Source organism: Erwinia sp. AK-PDG3-5 (genome assembly GCF_056821705.1).
This window is the reverse complement of the sequence record NZ_CM165967.1, coordinates 2,225,334-2,249,285: the sequence shown is the minus strand read 5'-3', so window position 1 is coordinate 2,249,285 and position 23,952 is coordinate 2,225,334. Positions and strand designations below refer to the sequence as shown.

General features: G+C 51.6%; 22 protein-coding genes. 8 read left to right on the top strand and 14 right to left on the bottom strand.

From position 1 onward, the window contains the following. The first annotated feature begins 138 nt into the window (after window positions 1–138). The gene (pdeR, locus tag AC1UKS_RS10380) at window positions 139–2,121 is read left to right on the top strand and encodes a cyclic di-GMP phosphodiesterase (RefSeq protein ID WP_265910614.1); all 1,983 of its coding nucleotides are present in this window, start codon (window positions 139–141) and stop codon (window positions 2,119–2,121) included. Here the strand turns inward: pdeR and AC1UKS_RS10375 are convergent. Beyond that, window positions 2,118–2,987 carry a crotonase/enoyl-CoA hydratase family protein gene (locus AC1UKS_RS10375; protein WP_013202370.1) on the bottom strand — a complete coding sequence of 290 codons (870 nt, stop codon included), beginning with the start codon at window positions 2,985–2,987 and terminating at the stop codon, window positions 2,118–2,120. The two genes, pdeR and AC1UKS_RS10375, sit on opposite strands and share 4 nt — an antisense overlap. 199 nt (window positions 2,988–3,186) lie before the next feature. After that, on the bottom strand, window positions 3,187–3,888 hold the full coding sequence (gene araD, locus AC1UKS_RS10370; RefSeq protein ID WP_482436743.1) for an L-ribulose-5-phosphate 4-epimerase: 702 nt from the start codon (window positions 3,886–3,888) through the stop codon (window positions 3,187–3,189). A gap of 599 nt (window positions 3,889–4,487) precedes the next feature. Between araD and AC1UKS_RS10365 the strand changes: the two genes are divergently transcribed. Both AC1UKS_RS10365 and osmB read left to right on the top strand, forming a co-directional pair. Further along, window positions 4,488–4,817 carry a hypothetical protein gene (locus AC1UKS_RS10365; protein WP_482436742.1) on the top strand — a complete coding sequence of 110 codons (330 nt, stop codon included), beginning with the start codon at window positions 4,488–4,490 and terminating at the stop codon, window positions 4,815–4,817. Window positions 4,818–5,215: 398 nt separating this feature from the next. Continuing rightward, window positions 5,216–5,434, top strand: coding sequence for an osmotically-inducible lipoprotein OsmB (gene osmB / locus AC1UKS_RS10360; RefSeq protein ID WP_013202374.1), 219 nt, complete (start codon window positions 5,216–5,218; stop codon window positions 5,432–5,434). Between the two features lie 117 nt (window positions 5,435–5,551). Here the strand turns inward: osmB and yciH are convergent, their stop codons facing one another. The 5 genes from yciH to pgpB all read right to left on the bottom strand — a co-directional run bounded on the left by yciH (window position 5,552) and on the right by pgpB (window position 9,206). Then, window positions 5,552–5,878 carry a stress response translation initiation inhibitor YciH gene (gene yciH / locus AC1UKS_RS10355; protein WP_482436741.1) on the bottom strand — a complete coding sequence of 109 codons (327 nt, stop codon included), beginning with the start codon at window positions 5,876–5,878 and terminating at the stop codon, window positions 5,552–5,554. Then, window positions 5,878–6,594, bottom strand: a complete 717-nt coding sequence (gene pyrF / locus AC1UKS_RS10350; RefSeq protein WP_482436740.1) for an orotidine-5'-phosphate decarboxylase — start codon at window positions 6,592–6,594, stop codon at window positions 5,878–5,880. The genes yciH and pyrF overlap by 1 nt, the downstream gene beginning before the upstream one ends. 222 nt (window positions 6,595–6,816) lie before the next feature. After that, on the bottom strand, window positions 6,817–7,986 hold the full coding sequence (lapB, locus tag AC1UKS_RS10345) for a lipopolysaccharide assembly protein LapB (RefSeq protein ID WP_265910619.1): 1,170 nt from the start codon (window positions 7,984–7,986) through the stop codon (window positions 6,817–6,819). A 6-nt stretch (window positions 7,987–7,992) separates the two neighbouring features. Then, window positions 7,993–8,301, bottom strand: a complete 309-nt coding sequence (locus AC1UKS_RS10340) for a LapA family protein (RefSeq protein ID WP_013202378.1) — start codon at window positions 8,299–8,301, stop codon at window positions 7,993–7,995. Between the two features lie 143 nt (window positions 8,302–8,444). Further along, window positions 8,445–9,206, bottom strand: a complete 762-nt coding sequence (pgpB, locus tag AC1UKS_RS10335; RefSeq protein ID WP_482436739.1) for a phosphatidylglycerophosphatase B — start codon at window positions 9,204–9,206, stop codon at window positions 8,445–8,447. Between the two features lie 230 nt (window positions 9,207–9,436). Here pgpB and ribA point away from each other — a divergent pair, with 230 nt between their 5' ends. Then, window positions 9,437–10,030, top strand: a complete 594-nt coding sequence (gene ribA, locus AC1UKS_RS10330; RefSeq protein WP_013202380.1) for a GTP cyclohydrolase II — start codon at window positions 9,437–9,439, stop codon at window positions 10,028–10,030. A gap of 68 nt (window positions 10,031–10,098) precedes the next feature. On the opposite strand, the gene acnA is transcribed toward ribA, so the two are convergent. From acnA to topA, 5 genes are all read right to left on the bottom strand, one after another. After that, window positions 10,099–12,783 (bottom strand): aconitate hydratase AcnA, encoded by a 2,685-nt coding sequence (gene acnA, locus AC1UKS_RS10325; protein ID WP_482436737.1) that lies wholly within the window; start codon window positions 12,781–12,783, stop codon window positions 10,099–10,101. Between the two features lie 497 nt (window positions 12,784–13,280). Next, the gene (locus AC1UKS_RS10320; protein ID WP_160317808.1) at window positions 13,281–13,445 is read right to left on the bottom strand and encodes a hypothetical protein; all 165 of its coding nucleotides are present in this window, start codon (window positions 13,443–13,445) and stop codon (window positions 13,281–13,283) included. Window positions 13,446–13,447: 2 nt separating this feature from the next. Continuing rightward, window positions 13,448–13,561: a YmiA family putative membrane protein gene (locus AC1UKS_RS10315; protein WP_225309851.1), complete on the bottom strand. Its 114-nt coding sequence runs from the start codon at window positions 13,559–13,561 to the stop codon at window positions 13,448–13,450. A gap of 548 nt (window positions 13,562–14,109) precedes the next feature. Continuing rightward, a complete protein-coding gene (gene cysB / locus AC1UKS_RS10310) occupies window positions 14,110–15,084 on the bottom strand; it encodes an HTH-type transcriptional regulator CysB (RefSeq protein ID WP_053142852.1) in 975 nt (324 codons plus the stop codon). A 209-nt stretch (window positions 15,085–15,293) separates the two neighbouring features. Next, the gene (topA, locus tag AC1UKS_RS10305) at window positions 15,294–17,978 is read right to left on the bottom strand and encodes a type I DNA topoisomerase (RefSeq protein WP_151037323.1); all 2,685 of its coding nucleotides are present in this window, start codon (window positions 17,976–17,978) and stop codon (window positions 15,294–15,296) included. Between the two features lie 408 nt (window positions 17,979–18,386). Between topA and AC1UKS_RS10300 the strand changes: the two genes are divergently transcribed. Further along, the gene (locus AC1UKS_RS10300; RefSeq protein ID WP_013202387.1) at window positions 18,387–18,632 is read left to right on the top strand and encodes a YciN family protein; all 246 of its coding nucleotides are present in this window, start codon (window positions 18,387–18,389) and stop codon (window positions 18,630–18,632) included. A 29-nt stretch (window positions 18,633–18,661) separates the two neighbouring features. Here AC1UKS_RS10300 and sohB read toward each other — a convergent pair whose 3' ends face one another. After that, window positions 18,662–19,711: a protease SohB gene (sohB, locus tag AC1UKS_RS10295; RefSeq protein ID WP_265910622.1), complete on the bottom strand. Its 1,050-nt coding sequence runs from the start codon at window positions 19,709–19,711 to the stop codon at window positions 18,662–18,664. Window positions 19,712–19,928: 217 nt separating this feature from the next. Between sohB and AC1UKS_RS10290 the strand changes: the two genes are divergently transcribed. Further along, window positions 19,929–20,690 (top strand): YciK family oxidoreductase, encoded by a 762-nt coding sequence (locus AC1UKS_RS10290; RefSeq protein ID WP_265910623.1) that lies wholly within the window; start codon window positions 19,929–19,931, stop codon window positions 20,688–20,690. Then, window positions 20,690–21,280 carry a cob(I)yrinic acid a,c-diamide adenosyltransferase gene (cobO, locus tag AC1UKS_RS10285; RefSeq protein ID WP_482436736.1) on the top strand — a complete coding sequence of 197 codons (591 nt, stop codon included), beginning with the start codon at window positions 20,690–20,692 and terminating at the stop codon, window positions 21,278–21,280. The genes AC1UKS_RS10290 and cobO overlap by 1 nt, the downstream gene beginning before the upstream one ends. An 83-nt stretch (window positions 21,281–21,363) precedes the next feature. On the opposite strand, the gene rluB is transcribed toward cobO, so the two are convergent. Further along, window positions 21,364–22,311 carry a 23S rRNA pseudouridine(2605) synthase RluB gene (gene rluB, locus AC1UKS_RS10280; protein ID WP_013202391.1) on the bottom strand — a complete coding sequence of 316 codons (948 nt, stop codon included), beginning with the start codon at window positions 22,309–22,311 and terminating at the stop codon, window positions 21,364–21,366. A 916-nt stretch (window positions 22,312–23,227) separates the two neighbouring features. On the opposite strand from rluB, the gene AC1UKS_RS10275 reads away from it, so the two are divergent. After that, entirely contained in the window at window positions 23,228–23,854 is a 627-nt protein-coding gene (locus AC1UKS_RS10275; protein WP_482436735.1) for a serine protease family protein, read from the top strand. Window positions 23,855–23,952: the final 98 nt, after the last annotated feature.

Here is a 23,952-nt window from a genome sequence, read left to right as displayed (position 1 = left end):
TCGGGGCATTTTCCTCTGCCCGTTAATTTTTGCTCGAAAAATATATCTGAGATACACCTTGAGATTATACTGGTTGCCGAATACTGTTGCTAAAATAAGAAGATACAGCCTTCATTGCATCCCTCAAGGAGACACCTGATGACCGATGAACCAGGGCAATCATTACTTTATACCTATTTTGGTACCACCAGCCCTCATTGGCGTTTAATGGCAGATAGCGATGCACTCCTTTTTGCTGAGGATGAACAGGCAAGTACACATATCGCCGTGGCGCTAACTGGCCCACAGGCCAGCCTGATCCGCAGCATGACGGTAATTACGTCCAGCGTTAACCTGACACTGTCCCTGTACGGTGAACCTCTTTCTATGCATCTGGTCGGCAGAAGAGTTAATCAAACCTCATGGGCCGGCAGCGCATCCGCGTGGGGAGATACCTCCGCCGTGGCGCGCGATCTGGTGTTGGGACTCTCATTTGCCGAACAGGTGGTTTCTGAAGCCAATTCGGTGATCGTTATTGTCGACCAGCGCGGCAACATTCAGCGCTTTAATCGATTGAGCGAAGAATATACCGGCCTGAAAGAACAGGAAGTGATTGGCCGTAATGTATTCCAGCTGTTTATGACCAAGCAGGAAGCTTCTTCTTCCCGCCGTAATATCAGCGGCTTTTTCCGCGATGGCAGCTCTTACGAAGTAGAACGCTGGATCAAAACCAAAAAGGGCCAGCGCCTGTTCCTGTTCCGCAATAAATTTGTCCACAGCGGCAGCGGGAAAAATGAGATCTACCTGATCTGCTCGGGGACCGACATTACTGAAGAACGTCGCGCTCAGGAGCGCCTGCGCGTGCTGGCGAATACCGACACTATTACCGGCCTGCCAAACCGCAATGCGATTAACCACGCTATCGCTGAGGCGTTGGAACAGCGTGGTGAGCAACAGATTGGCATCGTCTATCTCGACCTGGACAACTTTAAGAAGGTCAATGATGCCTACGGGCACATGTTTGGCGATCAGCTGTTGCAGGCCGTTTCGCTGGCGATTTTAAGCTGTCTGGATAAAGATCAGACCCTGGCGCGTCTGGGCGGTGATGAATTCATCGTGCTGGCCACCGCCGCCAGTCAGGCTTCGCTGGAAGCGATGGCATCGCGCATCCTCGATCGTCTGAAGCAGCCGTTCCGTATCGGCCTGATTGAAGTCTATTCAGGTTGCTCCATTGGCATCGCGGTCAGCCCGCAGCACGGCGAAGATAAAGAGAGCCTGATGCGCAATGCTGACACCGCCATGTATACAGCCAAAGAAAATGGTCGTGGTAAATTCTGCATCTTCTCTGCCGAAATGAACCAACGGGTATTTGAATATCTGTGGCTGGATACCAACCTGCGCAAAGCGCTGGATCAGAATCAGCTGATTATCCATTATCAGCCGAAAATTGACGGAAATGGCGAGGTGAAAAGTGTGGAGGCGCTGGTGCGCTGGCTTTCGCCGGAACGTGGTCTGGTTCCGCCAGGCGATTTTATCTCTTATGCCGAAGAGTCGGGATTGATTGTGCCGCTCGGTCGCTGGGTGATGCTGACTGCGCTTGAACAGGTCGTTCGCTGGCGGGAGAAAGGCATCGATTTACGCGTGGCGGTGAATGTCTCCGCCCGTCAGCTGACCGATCAGAGTATTTATACCGATTTGAAACTGGCGCTGGAGCAGTTGAATCTGTCGCGCTGCCCGATTGATATTGAACTGACTGAAAGTTGCCTGATCGAGAATGAAGAAAAGGCGCTGGCGTTGATGTTGCAGTTCCAGCAGCTGGGTGCAGAGGTGCATCTGGATGACTTCGGTACCGGATATTCCTCGCTTTCACAGCTGGCTCGCGTGCCTATCGATGCCATTAAGCTCGACCAGAGTTTTGTCCGCAACGTAAACGATCAGCCGGTATCGCAGTCGTTAGTTAAGGCGATTGTGGCGGTGGCGAAGGCACTGGATTTGCAGGTCATTGCTGAAGGGATTGAAACCAAAGAGGAAGAGGCCTTTGTCCTGGCGAGTGGTGTGGATACCCGCCAGGGTTATTTCTATGCCAGACCCATGCCCGCCGACGATATCGAGCATTGGCTGGCGAACCGGACCAGGGCTTAGCCGACTTTACGCAAAACCTGCGCACTGTGACGGTTCTGCAACTGCACCAGGCGTTCCATATAGGCAATATCCTTCGGTTCAATGGTGAACGCGAAGTCTACCCAGTCTTCCGTGATATCCATCAGCTCCGCGCGCGTCAGCTGTAACACACGCTGACGCGCTTTCAGCATCGCCTTCACGCCGTTCAGTTTTGGCTTCATGGTGTCGATAAAAGTACGCGTCGCCTGGTATCCATCACCCGGCTGGAACAGCTTATCGACCAGTCCACGTTGTTCAAACCATTCGGCGGTATGTGACTCCCCTTCACAGATCAGCTCTTCCGCCAGTTTCATGCCTGAACGACGGGCGACCAATGAATAGCCGCCCATGCCAGGAAACAGGTTAAACGCAATTTCCGGGAAGCCCATGCGGGCGGTGTTTTGCGCCAGAATAAAGTGGTGGGCCAATGCAGCCTCGAAGCCACCACCCAAAGCGCTGCCTTCAATCATGGCAATACTGACTGCGCCGGTATCAAAGCCGCGTGCGGCGGCATGAATGCAGTCCACGCAGGCCCGGGCATAAGCCCTGAGTGCTTCACGCCGTCCATTTTTAATCGATTCAACAAAGAACCGCAGATCGCCACCGGCGTTAAACATCGTCGGAACCAGCGAACCGGTCACCCAAAAGTCGATGGGTAAGCCAGAACGCTGAGCGGCATAACTGAGGTTCATGATCTCTTCGATCAGCTCGTGGTTGAAGCTGGGGCGCGGTTGCGCGCGAAGTAACATCCACATGGTGCGACGCCCTTCCTCGTAGTAAGCGGAGAGCTGTGTGGTTTGTCCAACTTCGCTAAACAACCTGCATGTAGTCTGATTAATTACTGTCATTATCCTATCCTCTGGTTATGGGAGCGCTTAAGCGCGGTTCCAGCGTAATCCAGAGCGGGTAATCACAAAATCTGGTTTTGATTTTTAAGATAAAACAGGTGGGCAGGATGGGCAGTCAAGCAAAAAATAGTGCTAAATACTGACAGACCGTAATTCAGACAAAACGTTTGCCTGAATTACGTTAACGGGCCTGATAAAATTATTTTTTCTGACCATACCAGGCGTTAGTGCCGTGCTTACGCAAATAGTGATTATCCAGCAGTGGCTGCTGGATGGCAGGCAGGTTGGCCGTGAGCTGCTGACTGAAGATCCCCATGTAAGCCACTTCTTCTAACACCACGGCTGAGTGAACGGCATCATCTGCCGATCTGCCCCAACAGAATGGCCCATGCGAGTTCACCAGTACTGCAGGAACCGCCAGCGGGTCGATTTCACGCTGCTGGAAGGTTTCAATAATCACTTGCCCGGTTTCCCATTCGTATCGCGTTTGAATCTCTTCTGGCGTCATTTGTCGTGTGCAGGGAATAGCGCCATAGAAATCATCCGCATGGGTGGTTCCCCAGGCAGGGATATCCCGGCCAGCCTGGGCCCAGATCGTCGCATGGCGGGAATGGGTATGGACGATACTGCCTACCTCTGGCCAGGCCTGATAGAGCGCGCGATGGGTATCCGTATCAGATGAAGGTCGTTTGCTGCCTTCAACCACCTCCCCCGTGGCGACGTTAACCACCACCATATCGTCATGCTGCATGACGTCATAGCTGACACCCGAAGGTTTAATCACCATCAGCCCACTGTCGCGATCCAGCGCACTGACATTACCCCAGGTAAAGACTACCAGACCGTGTTTTGGCAATGCCAGATTGGCTTCCAGTACCTGTTGTTTTAACTGTTCTAACATTTTTCTTCTCCAGCCCCATTTTCTCCATTTTCCCCCGCGAATTACGGACTGGGTATGGAGCTATTCGCTGGATGTCCGGCAGGAATTCGCTGTAGGCCAGTAAATGTGTGAACAACATGGATCCTCTCTACGCACGAATAATCAAAAACAGCCTGCAAACATTTTTTTTCCTGCAAAATAAGGGATTAGTTTACGCGTGTAATCGTTTCCACTCGCGATTGATGTATATCAACTTAAACCAATCCTAAACGGCGTAATTTGCGCACCGACGAGAAATGGCATGTCGATTCCATTCCGACATTGTTGCCATCGTTTTATTCCTGGTGAGCTTTCCCCCTGAATGCCTGGCAGGTATCAGGGGGCTTTTTCCGGGAAGTGAAATAAGTTTCGGTTAGATGTGCATGCCCTGTTACCGCCGTCAAAGGGGGAATCTGACCGTAATGAATGCGCACATACCCAAATTACGGAATGCCTGAATATGAATACCAGTATCAAAATGATCGCCCTGGCTGTTGCCGCCGTTTCTACTTTTGCTGCTGTTGCGGAGGAAAACTCGCCATCACTTACCGGCCTTAGCGGAAGCGCGTTTCAATATCTATATGACAGTATTACAAAAAACGCCGGTTGCACCTGCTGCGATTAACCAGCGCGTGCCAACTATCAACGTCGCGGCGTCAACCCTTAAGCCGTCAACGCAGGTTTTAGTAACGACCAACGGCGTAACGCAGGTAACAACCGCCGCGCAACTTGCTACGACGATTCCCGGCGTACAGGTTGCGGTTCCATACGTCTCAGCCTTCCAGATTAGCCACACACGCCACGACAAAGCGGGCCACAATAAAGGCAGCATTGGCCATCAGGGTCGGGGTGCAGAGAACGCCCAGGCATCAGCGCATAACAGCCCTAATGGCCGTGCGCATGGTCTTTGATTGCTGATTAACTGAATGTATTAAACTGAGGTAAAGAATGCCCCACATCCCAAGCCGTTACGTTTTAATGGTGGAACTGGATGATTCACGGTAACGCGTTTTAGGACCAGAAATGTCTACGTATTTAGGATTTTTTACCTGTGAAGATGATCAGCGGTGAATACAATACAGAAAGGCAATAGAACCCGATGTTATAGTTAGGTTTCTATCTTTATCCGCTCTGTTGCCAGCGATTACTTGCGTTCCAACTGCGGACTAAGCACAGCATTTTTTATAGCGGTTAATTTCCTTTAAGTGAGATAAACCACTCATAAATATGCCCGGATTGGGCCTTCAACGCAAAGCAGACGCTATACTGAGAAAGATATCTCTGTAAAAGACATTAAGGAGAATTGATGATGTCAATGACCGCAAAACGTATTACCGCTGGCGTGTTAGCCGCAACTCTGGTGCTTTCACTGAGCGCTTGCTCGAACTGGTCTAAACGCGATCGTAATACGGCAATTGGTGCTGGTGCTGGTGCTATTGGCGGAAATATTCTGTCCAACGGTAGCGGACTGGGCACCGTGGGTGGTGCCGCCGTCGGTGGTATTATCGGCCACCAAATCAGCAAATAATAACCATAATAAATTCAGACTATGCAATGCATCTACAGCAAAAGGCCGCGAAATTCGCGGCCTTTATTATGGCTTGAGATGACCAGCCCCAGAGGGGATTGCTGCAGCGATGTCGCTTCAGCCTCCTGCCAGCTTCACCTTCAACCCCTTCGCTTCGAGTAACGTTTTTAACAGGTCACGCTTGTCGCCCTGTATTTCAATCACGCCCTCTTTCACCGAACCGCCGCAGCCACATTTTTTCTTCAATTCCGCCGCCAGCTTTTCGATTTCTGCAGCATTCATCTCCAGCCCGGTAATCAGGCAAACACCCTTGCCCTTTCTGCCGCTGGTTTGCCGTTGCAGACGCACGATGCCGTCGCCCTTAGGCCGCTGGACTTCCTGCTTCGGCTCATCAATACGGCCTGACTCCGTCGAGTAAACGAGGCGGCTGTTATTATCGGCCATTATGCCTCCTGTAATGATGCAAGAATGGTTTTCAGCGTGGCTTGCGGATCGGACGATTGGGTAATTGGACGCCCGATCACCATATAATCCACGCCAGCCTGCTGCGCCTGTTCTGGTGTCATGATCCGACGTTGGTCGCCCGCGTCGCTGCCCGCTGGACGAATGCCCGGCGTCACCAGCTTGAAGTCTGAGCCAAAAGCCTGTTTAAAGCGAACCGCTTCATGCGCTGAGCACACCACACCGTCCAGCCCGCACTGCTGGGTCAGACGCGCTAAACGCTCGGCATGGTCGGCCGGGGACGTATCGATGCCAATATCTTTCAGGTCTGAAGCCTCCATGCTGGTCAGTACGGTGACGGCAATCAGCTGCGGCGCATCTTTGCCAAAAGGCAGCAGCGCCTCACGCGCGGCAGTCATCATCCGCGCTCCGCCGCTGGCGTGGACATTGACCATCCAGACACCTAATTCGGCGGCCGCCGCTACGGCGTGGGCGGTAGTATTAGGGATATCGTGGAATTTCAGGTCGAGGAAGACGTCAAAACCCCGCGTGTGCAGGTCTTTCACCAGCTCAGGTCCGAAAAGGGTGAACATCTCTTTGCCTACTTTCAACCGGCAACTCTGTGGGTCAATGCGTTCCACAAAAGCCATAGCGGCAGCGCGATCGTTATAATCCAGCGCGACCAGAATGGGGGAACCGGTGACCGAAAGTGATTGCATAGAAGAGCCCTCTTAAGAGTGATGCGCCTTTGGCACAAGAGATAAACGGCAAGCATTCTACCTGCGACACCGGCAAAATCACAGGTTGGCGCGTGAGTTTTCGTCAGCCTGCCCTGTCAGACCGCAAACAACGCCGATGCCACGGGTATCTTATTAATAATATTATTTAGTATGTTGTAACTAAAATTGGGGTGTACAACAGGCCAGTGGCCCAATTACGGGTTACTGGCCGTCGAGACCGCGAATAGGTTTTACCGAAGACCACGCACGGCATGAAGGACAATGCCAGTAAAGTGCATGGGCGGTGAAGCCACATTTGTGGCAGCGATAACGGGGTTTGGTGCGGATTTGCTCGCCTACCATGTCACGCAGCACCATCAGGCTCTCTTTCGCCCTGCCATCTTCCGCTTCATGCAGGTGAAAATCCATCAGACGGTGGAACACCCGCATAGTCGGATGGCGCTGAAGCTGACGATTGATATACAGCTGTGCCACTTCCCCGCCCTCGTCATGTTCAATCACATCAGAGAGGTACAGCTCTGCCGCTGCTCCGGTATTCTCTTCCACGCAACGCTTAAGATACTCTGCCCAGGCTTTCGGCTGATCGAGCTGTTGATAACAGGTTTCCAGCATTTCCAGCGTTTCACTGACCAGCTCTTTATCCTGTTCAAGCACGCGCTGCAGGTGCCCAACGGCTTTGGCATACTCGCCTTTGGCCATATGGATACGGCCCATCATGATCGACACGCGTGCGCTCTGCCGGTCGGCTGACTCACCCTTCCGCAGCAGGCCCATTGCGCGATCGAGATCGTCACTGCCCATTGCCTGCAAGGCCAGTTCGCAATAGAAATGCGCAATTTCCATCCGCTGCTTATCTTTGCCCAACTTCACCAGGCGCTCGGCCACTTCAATCGCTTTAGGCCAGTCGCTGGTTGCCTGATGGATGATCAACAGCTGTTGTAAGGCACCCACGCGGAAATCCGTTTCATCAACCAGCTGGCTGAACATCTCTTCAGCACGATCGTAAAAGCCGGCGGCCATATAGTCGCGGCCCAGCTGTTGTATCGCTAACAGGCGCTGATCGTAAGTGAGTGAGGCGCTTTCCATCAAGGCCTGGTGGATACGAATAGCGCGGTCAACTTCGCCACGCGAGCGGAAAAGGTTGCCTAGCGTCAGGTGCGCTTCAACGGTGCCACTGTCCTCTTTTAGCATATCAAGGAACAGATCGACCGCTTTGTCCTGCTGATTGGAGAGCAGGAAGTTAACGCCCGCCACATAATCGCGTGACAGGCGGCTTGCTTCCTGTTGCTTGTCCTGTTGCGCACTACGGCGCCCCATATACCAGCCGTAGGCGGCGGCAACAGGTAATAACAGAAACAGCAGTTCCAACATAAGAGATTATTCCTTAACGGCAGGGACTTGTGACACTGTCACGGTCTCTTCTGCCTGCCCCAGCTGTTGCTGAAGGCGTTTTAATTTACGCTGAGTGTGGCCCAGTGAAACACGTACGCGCAGCCAGAAAAGACCGCAAATAGCCCAACCAAGTAAGAATCCGGCGGCAAACAGTACGGCCAGCAGCGTGGATACGCGGTATTCACCCTGCGCTAACAGGTAGTTGAATGAAACAACCTGATCGTTGTGCGCCCCAAGCGTAATAGAGATGATAAAGATCACCAATACCAGTAAAAAAATCAGCAAATATTTCACAGTCCATCCCATAGTCTGGTGTTAACCAGATGAATTATGCCAAAAAAAAAGCGCTGTTGCTTGTCCGATGCGTCTGGAAACGCGGAGACCATGAAAAATTCCTGCACATCCCTCAGTTATGGGGACAAAAGCCAGAAATTCAATCACTCCGCATCGCGCTGCTCGATTTCCTGCTCTTCCTGCGGCGGCACGGTCAACGGCCCGCAATAGCGCTGCACCAGCCAGGTTGCCAGCGTGACCAGCGCCCAGCTGATTGCGGTGGCGGTAATCAGATCCTGTGGCCAATGCATGCCCAGTACCAGTCGACTGCCCATCACACCGACGGCCCACGCCACTAATATCACCACCGTGACGATGCGGCGACGCGGCCAGAGCAGCCCAATCCCCAGCAATGCCCAGCTGGCGGCAAACATCGTATGGCCTGAGGGAAACGCATAACCGGTCTCGAATTCCCAATGTTGCTTTAACCAGTCAGGCAGCTGCGTATTGTTGATCAGTGCATTGCGCACCAGCGTGCTGCGCTCCGGGCGTTTCTGCTCGTAGAATGTTTTTTCATCAAGCCCATTATTGTGTTCAAGCCACAGAACATAAGGACGAGGCTCCTGCACCTGCTCCTTTATAAAGCTCTTGGCATACTGCCCGACCAGAATGGCCGAAATCACAATCACCAGCAACAGGAGTGCCGGTTTGAAACGAAAACGCAGGCACCATAAAAACCAGCCACACAGCACCGCGCTGGTCAGCGTACCCCACGGGCTGGTCACCGTTTCGGTCAACCAGAACAGCATTTTATAACCGATGCCCATTTCAACCGGTTGCCACTGCCAACCCGATAGCCAGACGGCTGCTGGCATAATAAGCAATATCAGTGCACCCAATGTGGTGCGAAGCGCAATTTCTCTCATAGTCATCCTTTACTGGACCGGGTGTATGATCAAAACAAGATAAGTTTATGATAAAAAATAATAACATACTGACTGACAAGGTGATAATTGTGCGGTATCACTACAATCGCTCTAACTCGTTAACCGCCTTCGCCTTGATTGTGGCAAAATAAGCGTTATGAATTGTGTCAGTTTGCTGACAGCGCGCTACCATGATGATAGCGCAACACTTGATGGTTCTGGAGAGTCACATGCAGCTTAAACGGGTAGCAGAAGCCAAACTGCCCACGCCATGGGGAGATTTCCTGATGGTTGGTTTTGAAGAACTGGCAACCGGTCACGATCATGTGGCACTGGTTTATGGAGATATTACCAACAGCGATGCGGTACTTGCTCGCGTACATTCCGAATGTCTGACCGGCGATGCGCTGTTCAGCCTGCGTTGTGATTGTGGCTTCCAGCTTGAAGCTGCGCTGAACCATATCGCCGAAGAAGGACGGGGCGTGCTGCTCTACCATCGTCAGGAAGGACGCAATATTGGTTTGCTAAACAAGATCCGCGCCTATGCCTTGCAGGATAAAGGCTATGACACGGTTGAAGCTAACCACCAGCTTGGCTTTGCCGCTGATGAACGCGACTTCACCCTGTGCGCCGATATGTTCAAGCTGTTAGGGGTGAACGAAGTGCGTCTGCTGACCAATAATCCGCGTAAAGTTGAGATCCTCAGCGAAGCCGGGATCAACATCGTTGAACGCGTCCCGCTGATCGTCGGTCGTAATCCCGAAAACGCGCACTATCTGGATACCAAGGCGGCCAAAATGGGCCATCTGCTGTCAAAAGACTGAGCCGTAATTAGCACAAAAAAAGGGCCGACTGAGATCGGCCCTTTTTCATTTCAGATTGCTTTTGATGACTACGTGTCCAGCATATTACGGATGACATAGTGCAAAATGCCATCGTTTTTGTAATAGGTCAGTTCATTGCCGGTATCTATGCGGCAGCGGGTTTCCAGCACTTCCTTGCGGTCATCAGCATAAGTCAGCGTCACGTTCACCGTTCCGCCAGGCTTAAGCTGCGTCAGATTTTCCACGTCAATCCATTCGTCGCCGGTTAATCCCAACGTTTTACGGGTTACGCCCTGCGGGAATTCCAGTGGCAGGATCCCCATACCGATCAGGTTGGATCGGTGGATACGTTCGAAGGATTCGGAGATCACCACGCGTACACCCAACAAACGCGGTCCTTTGGCGGCCCAGTCACGACTTGAGCCAGATCCGTACTCTTTGCCCGCGATGACGGCCAGAGGCGTACCCTGCTGCTGATATTTCATCGCCGCATCGTAAATGGCTAACTGCTCGTCACCCGGCACAAATCGGGTTACGCCACCTTCCACACCCGGGACCATTTCGTTGCGAATACGAATGTTCGCAAAGGTCCCGCGCATCATCACTTCATGGTTACCACGACGCGAACCGTAGGAGTTGAAGTCGTTACGTTCGACGCCATGATCGAGTAGATAACGCCCTGCCGGACTTTCCGCTTTGATACTGCCCGCAGGAGAGATGTGGTCAGTGGTCACCGAATCGCCCAACATAGCCAGGATCCGCGCACCTTTAATGTCTTTAACCGGATCGGGCACTTTGCCCATATGATCAAAGAACGGTGACAGGCGAATATAGGTCGATCCTTCATCCCAGTCATAGGTCGCGGCTTCGCTGACTTTGATTTGCTGCCATTCTGGCGTGCCTTCAAACACCTCGGCGTACTCTTTATGGAACATATCGGTCGACACCAGCTGCACAGCTTCGGCAATCTCTTCCGGCGATGGCCAGATATCTTTCAGATAGACCGGATTACCGGCCTTATCTTGCCCGATGGGATCCTGTTGCAGGTTGATATTCATGTTGCCGGCGAGCGCATAGGCCACCACTAATGGCGGTGATGCCAGCCAGTTCGTTTTCACATAAGGATGAATACGACCTTCGAAGTTACGGTTGCCGGACAATACGGCGCCAACGGTCAAATCGCCCTGTTTAATGGCGGTTTCAACTTCGTCAGGCAGCGGGCCTGAGTTACCGATACAGGTGGTACAGCCATAGCCCACAAGGTTAAAACCCAGCTGATCCAGATAGGTTGTTAAGCCTGCGGTCGCGAGATAATCCGAAACCACTTTGGAACCCGGCGCAAGGGACGCTTTCGCCCAGGGCTGGCGTTTCAGGCCCAGCGAAACGGCCTTCTTCGCCAATAATCCGGCGGCCATTAATACGCTTGGGTTAGAGGTATTGGTACAAGAGGTGATGGCGGAGATCACCACAGCACCGTCTTTCAGCGTTTGCTGCAGGCCGGTTTTGCTGTCGGTATAGGTAATGGCCTTGTGCTGTTTCTGCGACTGATTGATTTCAAGTTCGTTACTGGCCTGGAAGGCTTTAGGCACATCGCCCAGCGCCACACGATCCTGAGGACGTTTCGGTCCGGCCAGGCTGGCTTCGACTTCATTCATGTCCAGCGCCAGCGAGCTGGTGAACACTGGTTCATCGCCAGGATTGCGCCACATTCCCTGAGCTTTGGCATAGGCTTCAACCAGCGAGACCTGTTCACTACTTCTGCCTGTCAGAGTCATATATCCGAGCGTAACCGCATCCAACGGGAAGAAGCCACAGGTTGCACCGTATTCTGGCGCCATATTGGCAATGGTCGCGCGGTCAGCCAGCGGGAGGTCGTCCAGCCCGTCGCCATAAAACTCGACGAATTTGCCTACCACCCCATGTTTACGCAGCATTTGGGTAACGGTCAGCACTAAGTCAGTGGCGGTGATGCCGGGTTTGAGTTTGCCGGTAAGCTTAAAGCCGACCACGTCCGGAATCAGCATCGAGACCGGTTGGCCGAGCATTGCGGCTTCGGCCTCAATTCCACCGACGCCCCAACCGAGAACGCCCAGCGCATTGATCATTGTTGTGTGGGAATCTGTGCCCACCAGGGTATCTGGATAGGCAAGCTCTTCACCCTCTTGCTGCTCATGCCATACCGCTTTGCCGAGATACTCCAGATTGACCTGATGGCAGATGCCGGTGCCCGGTGGTACCACGCTGAATTTATTGAACGCTTTCTGCCCCCAGCGTAAGAAAACATAACGCTCATGGTTACGTTCCATCTCCAGCCGGACGTTTTCTTCAAACGCATCGTCGTCACCAAAGCGATCGACGGTGACCGAGTGGTCAATCACCAGATCAACGGGCGATAACGGATTTACTTTGGCGACATCGCCACCCAGCCGTTTAACCGCCTCGCGCATCGCCGCCAGATCGACGACCGCCGGCACGCCGGTAAAGTCCTGCATCAGTACCCGCGCCGGACGATAAGCAATTTCACGATCGGCATGCGCCTGTTTCAGCCAGCCGGCCAGCGCCACAATATCGGCTTCAGTGACTGAGTCTTCATCCTGCCAGCGAAGCAGGTTTTCCATCAGGACTTTCAGGGATTTTGGCAAACGTGTCAGGTCACCCAGTTGCTCCGCGGCGCGGGGCAAACTGTAGTAGCTATAACGTTGGCCTTTAACATCCAGTGTGGTCCTGGCTTTATTATGTAGGGTCGACGACATTACTCCTCCTTTTTTCAACTCAAATCATAACCTGAGTTATTACAGGGTCTGATTTAAAGATAGTACAAACGGAAGGTAACGTTTTGATAACAACACGAAACGACAAGATTGGAAACAACCGGTAAAAACAAAAACGCCCCACTGTACTAGCCAGTGAGGCGTTTCTATATAAATTCGTTTGTTTGTGTATGCATTAAAGATGCATCAATAATCCTGCCCAGACGGCGCTTGTCCAGAATAAGGCGGAAAAAGTCCAGGTACTGAACCAGGTCATTTGAGTTAAATTCATTTTGCACTCCCCAGGTCTGTGCGACCTTAAAAACGTACTTCATATAAACCATTGCTAAATGCGAATGATTTCACCGTTTTTTTGATGGTTTTCCCATCATTCAGGCAGTAAAGTGCCCGGCCAGATTAGGTGGCCAATTGCAACGTAGGTAACTATTTGTATTATCATATTCAGCCAACTGGCCGAAGAAAGAATCAAACGCTTATTATTATTTGGTTTTCTTGTCGATCATTGAATCTATAAAACTGCGCTGCAATTCACTCAGGCCCCATGACTCTGGAACAATGACTTCATCGGAAGATTTGCCTTTGCAAAAGCGCTCTTTCATCTTGCTGGTCTGCTGTGACTTCTGATTGCAAGTCTGAAGATGCATAGTTAACCCCACACACGCCAAATCATAAATGCAGCTGCAATCCAAAACACCGCTGAACCAGCGAATACTGCCAGCCAGGCTTTGCGTTTCATGTTAGCGCTACGCTGAACTTTCATGGTCTTATGACCGAAAACGGGTTGTACTGTTAATTTAGTGTTCATAGTTTTTGATAATCACTCTCATTGAAAACGATTGTTTGAACCAATCAGAAATTAGGATGAATCCTAAACATTATTCTGAGCGAAATCCAGTAATTTTTATTGAACAAAACGATTAATGGCATTTATCAAACAAGAAAAACTATATCCTTTGTGATTAATCAAACTTAAGTCAATTAATTACGCCATAACCCAAATAACATTGATCTCATCGGCTTTCAGATCCATTTAAAACCAGAGTTTTCTTTACCCTCCCTTAAGAACCGCCCTTCTCCGCTGTTCTTTAACAAGAGTATGAGAATCATCCTAGACAGACGCAAAGTCCGTCGACCAAAAGTGTGTACCAATTCTCATTTAATGAATAACAATCAGAAAACATGTGATACATGTTTCATTTACGTAAAAGAATAAAAAGGGTTAATCGTTAAGAGCAATTTAAAGGTCCATTGAAATAAAAAGGGCCGCATGAGCGGCCCTTGACATAACACTAATATTCACGGGGGAAATTATCTTGCAGGAAGTTTAATGTCTTTAAACATCGCTTCAATGTCTTCGTTTGAGCGTAAACCTACAGCAGTATCAACCACATCGCGCGTCAGGTGCGGTGCGAAGCGTTGGATAAAGTCATACATATAGCTGCGCAGGAAGGTGCTCCGGCGGAAACCGATTTTGGTGGTACTGAAGCTAAATACATCAGTTGCTTCAATCCTAACAAGGTCAGGATCGGAAACCGGATCGACCGCCATGCTCGCAATCACCCCAACACCCAGTCCCAGGCGTACATAGGTTTTAATCACATCCGCATCGGTGGCAGTAAAGACTATCCGTGGCGTCAGCCCTGCACGGTTAAAGGCAGTGTCCAGTTCTGATCGGCCCGTAAATCCGAACGTATAGGTGACTAATGGGTATTCTGCAAGTTCTTCAATCGATACTTTGGCCTTACCCGCCAGCGGATGATCGGGGGTAACGACTATCGCCCGGTTCCAGTGATAGCAAGGGAGCATGATCAAATCGTCGTACAAATGCAGCGCTTCTGTGGCAATCGCAAAGTCCGCGTTGCCTTTAGAAACGGCTTCAGCAATTTGCGTTGGCGAGCCCTGATGCATATGCAGCGACACGCGAGGATAGCGTTCAATGAAGCCTTTAATCACGTTAGGCAGCGCATAGCGTGCCTGGGTGTGCGTGGTGGCCACATACAGCGAACCTTTATCAGGCCAGGTATGCTCACCGGCGACAGACTTAATGGCATCGACTTTAGACAGCACTTCACGGGCGATACGGATAATTTCTTGCCCTGCCGGTGTCACCTGAGTCAGGTGTTTGCCACTGCGGGCAAAAATCTGGATCCCCAGCTCGTCCTCCAGCATGCGCACCTGCTTACTGATGCCCGGTTGAGAGGTGTAGAGCCCTTCTGCGGTGGAGGAGACGTTCAGGTTGTGATTGACCACTTCAACAATGTAACGCAGCTGCTGCAATTTCATTTTTCATTCCATCTGAGGTTTGAAGCTACGCGCCGAAGTCCATGCAGAAAGCGGTGAAAACATCGCTGCAGCATTGGGGAGTCCGGTCTAATGCGATTTTATAATAAGGAAAGGGATATCTATAACAACTATAACAAAATCAGGGGAGATGTATAGCTCAGCTAGGTGCAGTGGCGGAAGAAAGGGCCAGCTGGCGCTGGCCCATCAGATTACTTCTTCGTCGCTTTTTTCGCAGTGGCTTTAGTGGCCGTGGCTTTATTGGCGGCAGCTTTAACCGGAGCGGCTTTAGTCGCGGTCGCTTTGCTGGCGACTTCCCATTTGCCATCAACGTAAAACGCTGACCACCCCGTCGCCTTCCCGTCTTTCTCGGTACTGACGTACTGCTGTTTGGTTTTGCGGCTGAAACGCACGACCGCTTTGTTGCCTTCTTCATCGCTGACCGGCGCATCGGCCAGGTAGCTCAGTTTTTCAGGCAGACGATCGCGGAAGCGTTGCAGCTCTTCCACCAGCGGCGCACGAGTTTCCCGTGATTTCGGGAAGGTGTTGGCGGCCAGGAACACGCCAGCAGCACCGTCACGCAGCACGAAATACGCATCTGACTTCTCACAGGTCAGCTCTGGCAACGGCACCGGATCTTCTTTCGGTGGCGCAACATCGCCATTGCGCAGGATCTTACGGGTGTTTTTGCATTCCTCGTTGGTACAGGCCATGTACTTACCGAAACGTCCCATTTTCAGGTGCATTTCAGAACCACATTTTTCACACTCAACAATCGGGCCATCGTAGCCCTTGATGCGGAATTCACCCTGTTCGATCTCATAACCATCACAGCCTGGATTGTTACCACAGACGTGCAGCTTACGCTGGTTGTCGATCAGGTAGCTGTCCATCGCAGTGCCACACTTCTGGCAACGATGACGGGCACGCAGCGCGTTAGTTTCAGCATCATCACCCTCAAGAATATTCAGCACTTCATTCTCAGGGATTAAGTTGATGGTCTGCTTACAACGCTCTTTTGGTGGTAATGCATAACCTGAACAGCCGAGGAACACACCGGTACTTGCGGTACGGATCCCCATTTTGCGGTTACAGGTCGGGCAGTCGATCGAGGTCAGGATCATCTGGTTCGGCTGCATGCCGCCCTCTTCAGGATCCTTATCCGCTTTTTCCAGCTGCTGGCTGAAGTCAGCAAAGAACTGATCGAGTACGCCTTTCCACTGCGCTTCGTTATTCGCAACCTTATCGAGGTTGTCTTCCATATGCGCGGTAAAATCGTAGTTCATCAGCTCGCGGAAGTTAGCTTCCAGACGATCGGTAACGATTTCACCCATTTTCTCAGCATAGAAACGACGGCTCTCAACGCGGACGTAACCACGATCCTGAATGGTCGAGATAATCGACGCATAGGTAGAAGGACGACCGATACCGCGTTTTTCCAGCTCGCGCACCAGCGATGCTTCGCTGAAGCGAGCCGGTGGCTTGGTGAAGTGCTGACTAGGCTTCAGCTGTTGCAGCTTCAGCTCTTCGCCCACTTCAACCGGTGGTAAGGTCCGGTCTTCATCGCCTTTACGCAGCGCAGGCATGACCGCAGTCCAGCCATCAAAACGCAGCGTACGGCCTTTGGCCTTCAGTTTGAAGTCTCCAGCCGCCACGGTCAGCGTGGTTGAGTCATACTGCGCTGGCATCATCTGACAGGCGACAAACTGGCGCCAGATCAGCTGATATAATTTCTGCGCATCGGCTTCCATATCCTTCAACTGCTCGGACTGAATAGCCACATCAGAAGGACGAATCGCTTCGTGCGCTTCCTGCGAGTTTTCTTTGCTGCTGTACACATTGGCCGCTTTCGGCAGGTACTTCGCGCCAAACTCAGTTTCAATGTAACCGCGAACCATGCTTACCGCGTCCTGGCTCAAATTCGTTGAGTCAGTACGCATATAAGTGATGTGACCCGCTTCATACAAACGCTGTGCCATCATCATGGTTTTCTTCACGCCGTAACCCAAACGGGTACTTGCCGCCTGTTGCAGCGTGGAGGTGATAAACGGCGCGCCTGGCTTGCTGCTGGTTGGCTTATCTTCACGATCGGCCACCACATAGCGGGCTTTTTCCAGCAGGCTAACCGCGGCATGGGTCTGTTCGCCGTTAACCGGGCGGAAGGGCTTGTCATGCTGATGCGTGACTTCCATCGGCAGACCGGTGCCTTTCGGCGTGTTCAGATCGGCGTGCAGTTCCCAGTATTCTTCTGGGGTGAACGCTTTAATTTCGCGCTCACGCTCAACCACCAGACGCACGGCCACAGACTGGACGCGGCCGGCAGACAGTCCACGGGCAATTTTTTTCCACAGCAGCGGGGAAACCATATAGCCCACTACGCGGTCCATAAACCGGCGTGCCTGTTGCGCATTCACACGGTCAATATTGAGTTCGCCCGGCTTTTCAAACGCCTGACGAATCGCATTCTTGGTGATTTCGTTAAACACCACGCGGCTGAAGCGTGAGTCATCGCCACCGATCACTTCCCGCAGGTGCCAGGCAATGGCTTCCCCTTCGCGGTCAAGGTCCGTTGCGAGATAGATGTGGTCAGCGTTTTCGGCCAGAGCCTTCAGCTCTGCAACCACTTTCTCTTTGCCGGGCAGGATTTGATAATCCGCTTCCCAACCATGAAAAGGATCGACGCCCATGCGGCTGACAAGCGCCGCTTTCTCATCCTTTTTGACTTTTTTTGCTGGTTTACTGGTTGTAGAGTCAGCGCTCTTTTTAACTGTTGATCCACTGGTCGGCAAATCCCGGATATGACCGACGCTGGACTTCACCACGTAGTCATTTCCAAGATATTTATTGATCGTTTTGGCTTTTGCCGGGGACTCAACTATTACGAGAGCTTTGCCCATATTTACCTTTACCTGATTAAAACATCCGAGAGTAAAATGTGCCGTTTGCCAGAGCAAGCGAGACGCGTTAACGATATGGCGACCGGGGAAATAATTTTCAACCCGACGCTTTCTGCTCTGTTGATGCTCCCTGCTTAAGAAGCCAACCTGCTGATTAACGACACTTTTTACAACCTGTTCTGTGCATTTCAAACATTGCGTAAAGCTAGTTTTACGCCCGGAACCCGAAACGCCCACACTGTACCTGATAAAATTCGATACGCAACTTAATTAGCATCTGCCCGCGATTTACGCCAGAAAGTCGGGTAAAAAGAGTCGGCTGGCTCATACACCTATAAAGCCTGTGGAATTGTTAAGCACGGACGTAATATACTCTTACGCACACGCCTACTATAAAGGAGAGAAAACGTGAATCAGACCCAGACGATAGATCGTCCCGCCCTGCTGGTGATTGCTAATGAGCTGATTGCCGGACATAAGGATGTCTTCCCCGGATTAGTGGCGACCGATGTGGAACAGAAAGGGGACGTGCTGATATTTCGCGGCGACTACTTTTTAGATGAACAGGGATTACCTGGCGAGAAAAGTACGGTGGTGTTTAACGTGTTCAAGTATCTGGCGGTTGAACTCTCTCCCCTGTACCGGATTGCGTAACCGCGCCCGCTGAGCGGGCGCAGTGTCTTTTACAGCAGGGGTTTTTCACCACGCTGCCAGAGACGCAGCAGCAGACGTTCTGCGCTACCGGCGGCACTCTGGGTAAAACGGTCGATCATTTTCTTACGACGGGTGAACCGAACGGAAATCACCTCATGATTGGCCATCCGATCGATGATCAAATCATCACTGGTGCCGATGGCATCAACCAGCCCTTTCTCCAGTGCCTGAGTGCCGAACCAGTGTTCGCCGGTGGCGACGCTGTCGATATCCAGTGAAGGACGCATCTGATGCACAAACTGTTTGAACAGCAGATGCGTTTCATTCAGATCTTCACGGAATTTCTCACGCCCCTGTTCCGTGTTCTCACCAAACAACGTCAGCGTGCGCTTGTACTCGCCAGCCGTGTGCAGCTCAACATCAATTTCATTGCGCTTCAGTAAGCGATTGAAGTTAGGGATTTGCGCCACCACCCCAATCGAACCGACAATGGAGAATGGCGCCGCAACAATACGATCGGCCACACACGCCATCATATAGCCACCGCTGGCGGCAACTTTGTCTACGGCGACGGTCAGGCGAATACCTTTATCCCGCAGGCGCTGAAGCTGTGAAGACGCCAGACCGTAACCATGTACAACGCCGCCCGGGCTTTCCAGACGCAGCAGCACTTCATCCTGCGGTTTCGCCACTGCCATTACGGCAGAGACTTCTTCACGCAGCGAGCTGACTTCATGGGCATCCATGCTGCCTTTGAAATCCAGCACGTACAGGGTAGGCTTCGTACTCTCGCTTTTCAGGCCTTGCTTCGCCCGTTGTTTGGCGGCTTTTGCTTCCTGTTTATCCTTCTTCTTTTGCTCTTTGTGCCACAGTTTTTGATCCTGATGCTTCATTTTTGCCAGCATCATGTCATCTTTCATTTCCTGATAGTTTTCACCCAGGTGAGTCAGCTTTAACTGCCCGCCCTGTGCACGCTTGCGCATCGCCAGGTTAGTGATCAGAATGGCAATTGCTGCGATAGCAACCACTACGGTGACCGTTTTGGCCAGAAAAAGCCCATAATAAGAGAGTAAATCCACTCATTCCGCCTTATTTAACATCGTATTAGATCAGCAGCTATTGTAGCCGAGTCTCGGCCAGGAGTCGCCCGAATCCCCATCCTGCCGCACCCTTTTACCCTTATTGAAGATTGAACTGCTCACCAATTTAGGGCATAAAGCACATTATCTATTGCGGGCAATGGCTTAGCAGCGAAGCTGCCAGCGCGATCCATCACCACCGCCAGAGGAATTCAACGTGTACTATCAACCTAAAGACAACCTGCTCACTGGCCGAATCATTCTGGTTACCGGAGCCAGCGATGGAATTGGCCGCGAGGCCGCCGTGACCTATGCACGTTATGGTGCTGAGGTCGTCCTGCTGGGCCGTAATGCAGAGAAACTGCAGGCCGTGGCCGATGACATTGCGGCGACCGGTAAACCGGCACCGCAGTGGTTTATTCTGGATTTAGAGCAGGCTTCTCCCGCGCGTTGCCAGCAGTTGGCCGCTGAGGTAGCGCAACATGTGCCGCGCCTCGATGGTGTGCTGCACAATGCCGGCCTGCTGGGCGATATTGTGACCATGGAAAAGCAGGATCCTCAGGTCTGGCAACAGGTGATGCGCGTCAACATTGATGCCACTTTCTTTCTGACCCAGGCGCTGCTGCCGTTGCTGCTGAAATCCTCTTGCGCCTCGCTGGTGTTTACCACGTCCAGCGTGGGACGCCAGGGCCGCGCCGGTTGGGGAGCTTACTCAGTGTCAAAATTTGCCACTGAAGGCATGATGCAGGTGCTGGCTGATGAATATGACAGCAAACATTTACGGGTTAACTGCATCAATCCTGGCGGCACGCGCACCAAAATGCGCGCCAGTGCCTTCCCGGAAGAAGATGCCAACAAGCTGAAAACTCCGGCTGATATTATGCCGCTGTATCTGTTCCTGATGGGCGATGACAGCAAGCGTAAAACCGGGATCAGCTACGATGCTCAACCCGGACGTAAACCCGGAGCGGCCGAATAATGGCAGAAGATCGGCACCAGCAGCGCCAGCAAAAGTTGAAAGAGAAAGTCGATGCGCGTATCGCCTCGGCGACGGAAGTGCGCGGCATTTTGATGGTCTTTACCGGAAACGGCAAAGGCAAAACCACTGCAGCATTTGGCACCGTCACGCGTGCGGTTGGCCACCATAAACGCGCGGGTGTGATCCAGTTCATTAAAGGCGAATGGCCTAACGGCGAGCGAAATCTGCTGGAGCCGCATGGCGTCGAGTTTCAGGTGATGGCCACTGGCTTTACCTGGGACACCCAGAACCGCGAAACCGATACAGCAGCCTGTTTGCAGGTCTGGCAGAACGGCAAGCGCATGCTGCAAGATGAGACGTTGGATTTGGTGGTGCTGGATGAGCTGACCTATATGGTCAGTTTTGATTACCTGCCGCTGGAAGAGGTCCTCACCGCGCTGACTAATCGCCCTGCCCATCAAAGCGTGATTATCACTGGCAGAGGTTGTCACCGTGACATTCTGGACCTTGCGGATACCATTACCGAGATGCGTCCGACGAGGCATGCTTTTGATGCCGGCATTCAAGCTCAGCAAGGCATCGACTGGTAACGAGTGTTGCGCTTGCTAGCAAATAAAAAACCCCCTGATGCAAAACATCAGGGGGTTTTTTCCTCAGGTCAGGTTTCGGGCGTTTAGCCACGTTTAGCGGACGGTTTGCCTGAGGTACGCGCTGAAGATTTGCCTGCAGGTTTAGCCGCAGCCGCTTTACCGGATGCTTTGCCCGAAGGGCGACGGCTACCCGGAGCAACCTGCGAGTGGCGCTTAACCGCACGACGGATCTGGTTGGCTTTGGTGCGACGGCGATCTTTTTCTACCGCGACTTTACTGGTGATTTCTGGCGGCAAGTCGACCAGTTCACGCAGATAGTTGGTTGGAGCCAGTTCCAGTTCAGTCCAGCCGCCACGTGGCAAGCCTTTCGGTAACTGGATGTCGCCGTAACGGGTACGGATCAGACGGCTAACCTGCACGCCGACGGATTCCCACAGACGACGCACTTCGCGGTTACGGCCTTCGGTCAGGGTCACGGTGTACCACTGGTTGATGCCTTCACCGCCGGTGAATTTCAGGGTTTTGAAAGAGGCCGGGCCATCTTCCAGCTGAACGCCACGGCTCAGCTGACGGATTTTATCATCATCAATGGCGCCGAATACGCGCACGGCATATTCCCTTTCAACTTCACGGCTTGGGTGCATCAGACGGTTGGCCAGTTCACCATCAGTGGTAAACAGCAGCAGACCGCAGGTGTTCACATCCAGACGGCCTACGGCAATCCAGCGCGCGCCGCGTAGTTTAGGTAAACGGTCAAATACGGTTGGACGCCCTTCAGGATCGTTACGCGTGCAAAGCTCGCCTTCTGGCTTGTAGTACGCCAGTACACGACAAACTTCTGCGGTGGATTCTGCTACGGAGACCAGATGGCCATCAACGCGGATCTTAATAGAAGGGCTGGAGTCCACGCGGTCACCCAGCGTGGCGAGTTTGCCGTCCACGCTGACGCGACCGGCAGAAATCATGGTTTCAATTTCGCGGCGGGAACCGTGTCCGGCGCGTGCTAATACTTTCTGTAATTTTTCGCTCATGGCGCTTACCTCTGTGTCGCCTTCCCAGGCGTCATGCTATTCAAGTGGCCCGTGACAGCAGCAGAGGGTGCTATGCCGCGCCCTGCGCGACGCACACCACCGATCCTCTGCCCTCTTTCAGGGGAAGCGCATTCTACACTAAGTTGACTTCTATTGATAACGGTATGCGCGTGTTTCAACAACCTCGCAGATACATCAGTTTCACCGCAACGAAACTGGCCATTTTACCGTCGGGGCGACAACGCCATCAGCCATTACCGGCGGACAGACTCATTTGTTTGACTTAACAGAGGCTTCCCGCAAGCCCGCTGTCACGCTAATGATTTCATTGGAAAAAATAACCAATGTTACTAACCTGTTAAATAATATAAGACGGATTTCCCCGATAATAATGATTCTTTTGATTGAGCCTTAACGCCCACCAGCGCTCGTTTTTGCATAAAGATAAAGCCAAATAGGTCATCTCGCAGCTGACTCAACCAGCTTTAAAAGTATCGATAGCTGTTAACACCACTTTTAAATACAACAATAGCAGATTATTCTGTCGTAATTAAAATGCACCTTGATATAAGCCACGTTAAATCAAAATATTCAGACCAATTATATAGAAGGTTGAGTTAAATCTTGATCATCACTATTTTTAACTCTGCCGTGCACTTATTATATTTGCGCCATTAATAAGTTTGTGTAGAATTCACTCAAGCAATTCGGTAATGAATTAACTGGATTGTTAAATAAATATTATAATTTAGTTTAAGTACGTAAAATTTAAAACATAAGAATTATTGCTAGTTTATTAATAAAAGAGGAGCCCGACTCCTCAAAAAAAATACGCTGAACTTGTGTCAGCATCGGCATTACACGTCATCTATCTTCACCAGGGATTTACTGACGTGTCCGACTAAGTGTGATCATCATGAAAACTATAATAACCCTTCCTGCATTAGCAATGCTAATGTTGACCGGCTGCTCTGTCGGTAAATATGAGTACAGCAGTGAAGCCATGAAACGTGTCGATATGAACTTTACCGGGATCCCAACCATCCTGGGCATCGGCGCGCTTGGCACCAGCATCCCCATCACCCCTGAGTACAGCCTCACCGCGGCCCACGTGGCGAAGCTTTCTGTCGAAAAAGTAAAGGCCTACCACCCCTATTGCGACCTCGCGATTATTTATCATAAGAACGATATTAAATCCTTGCCCAAATTTCGTAATGGCGAAATTGGCGACCCGGTAAAGATGTACGGCTATAGCTTTATTAGCGCCATGCCGGTGGAATCGTCTGGGGTAAATCTTGCCCTGACCGGTATTCGTAATGAATGGAATAAACGCCCTTGCGTGGCGATGGTTTCGAATGCGGGCGTGGTAAAAGGGATGTCAGGCGGTGCCGTTTATAATCACGATGACACCATTGGCGGGGTGATCGTTGGCTTCACCAAAGAGATAAAACGCCACAAGAATTCAGCAGTTCCTCTTAAGGATGTCTCGCTTTATATTCCGTATGAAGACTTTAAGGACTGGCTGACCAAGTCAACGACTTAACGCAAATAAGATGGATTCACACATTTAACGGACGATTAAATGAAGCTTATTAAATCCGGGCCCACCGAAGAATAATTCCTTTGGCGAGCCCGCTATTA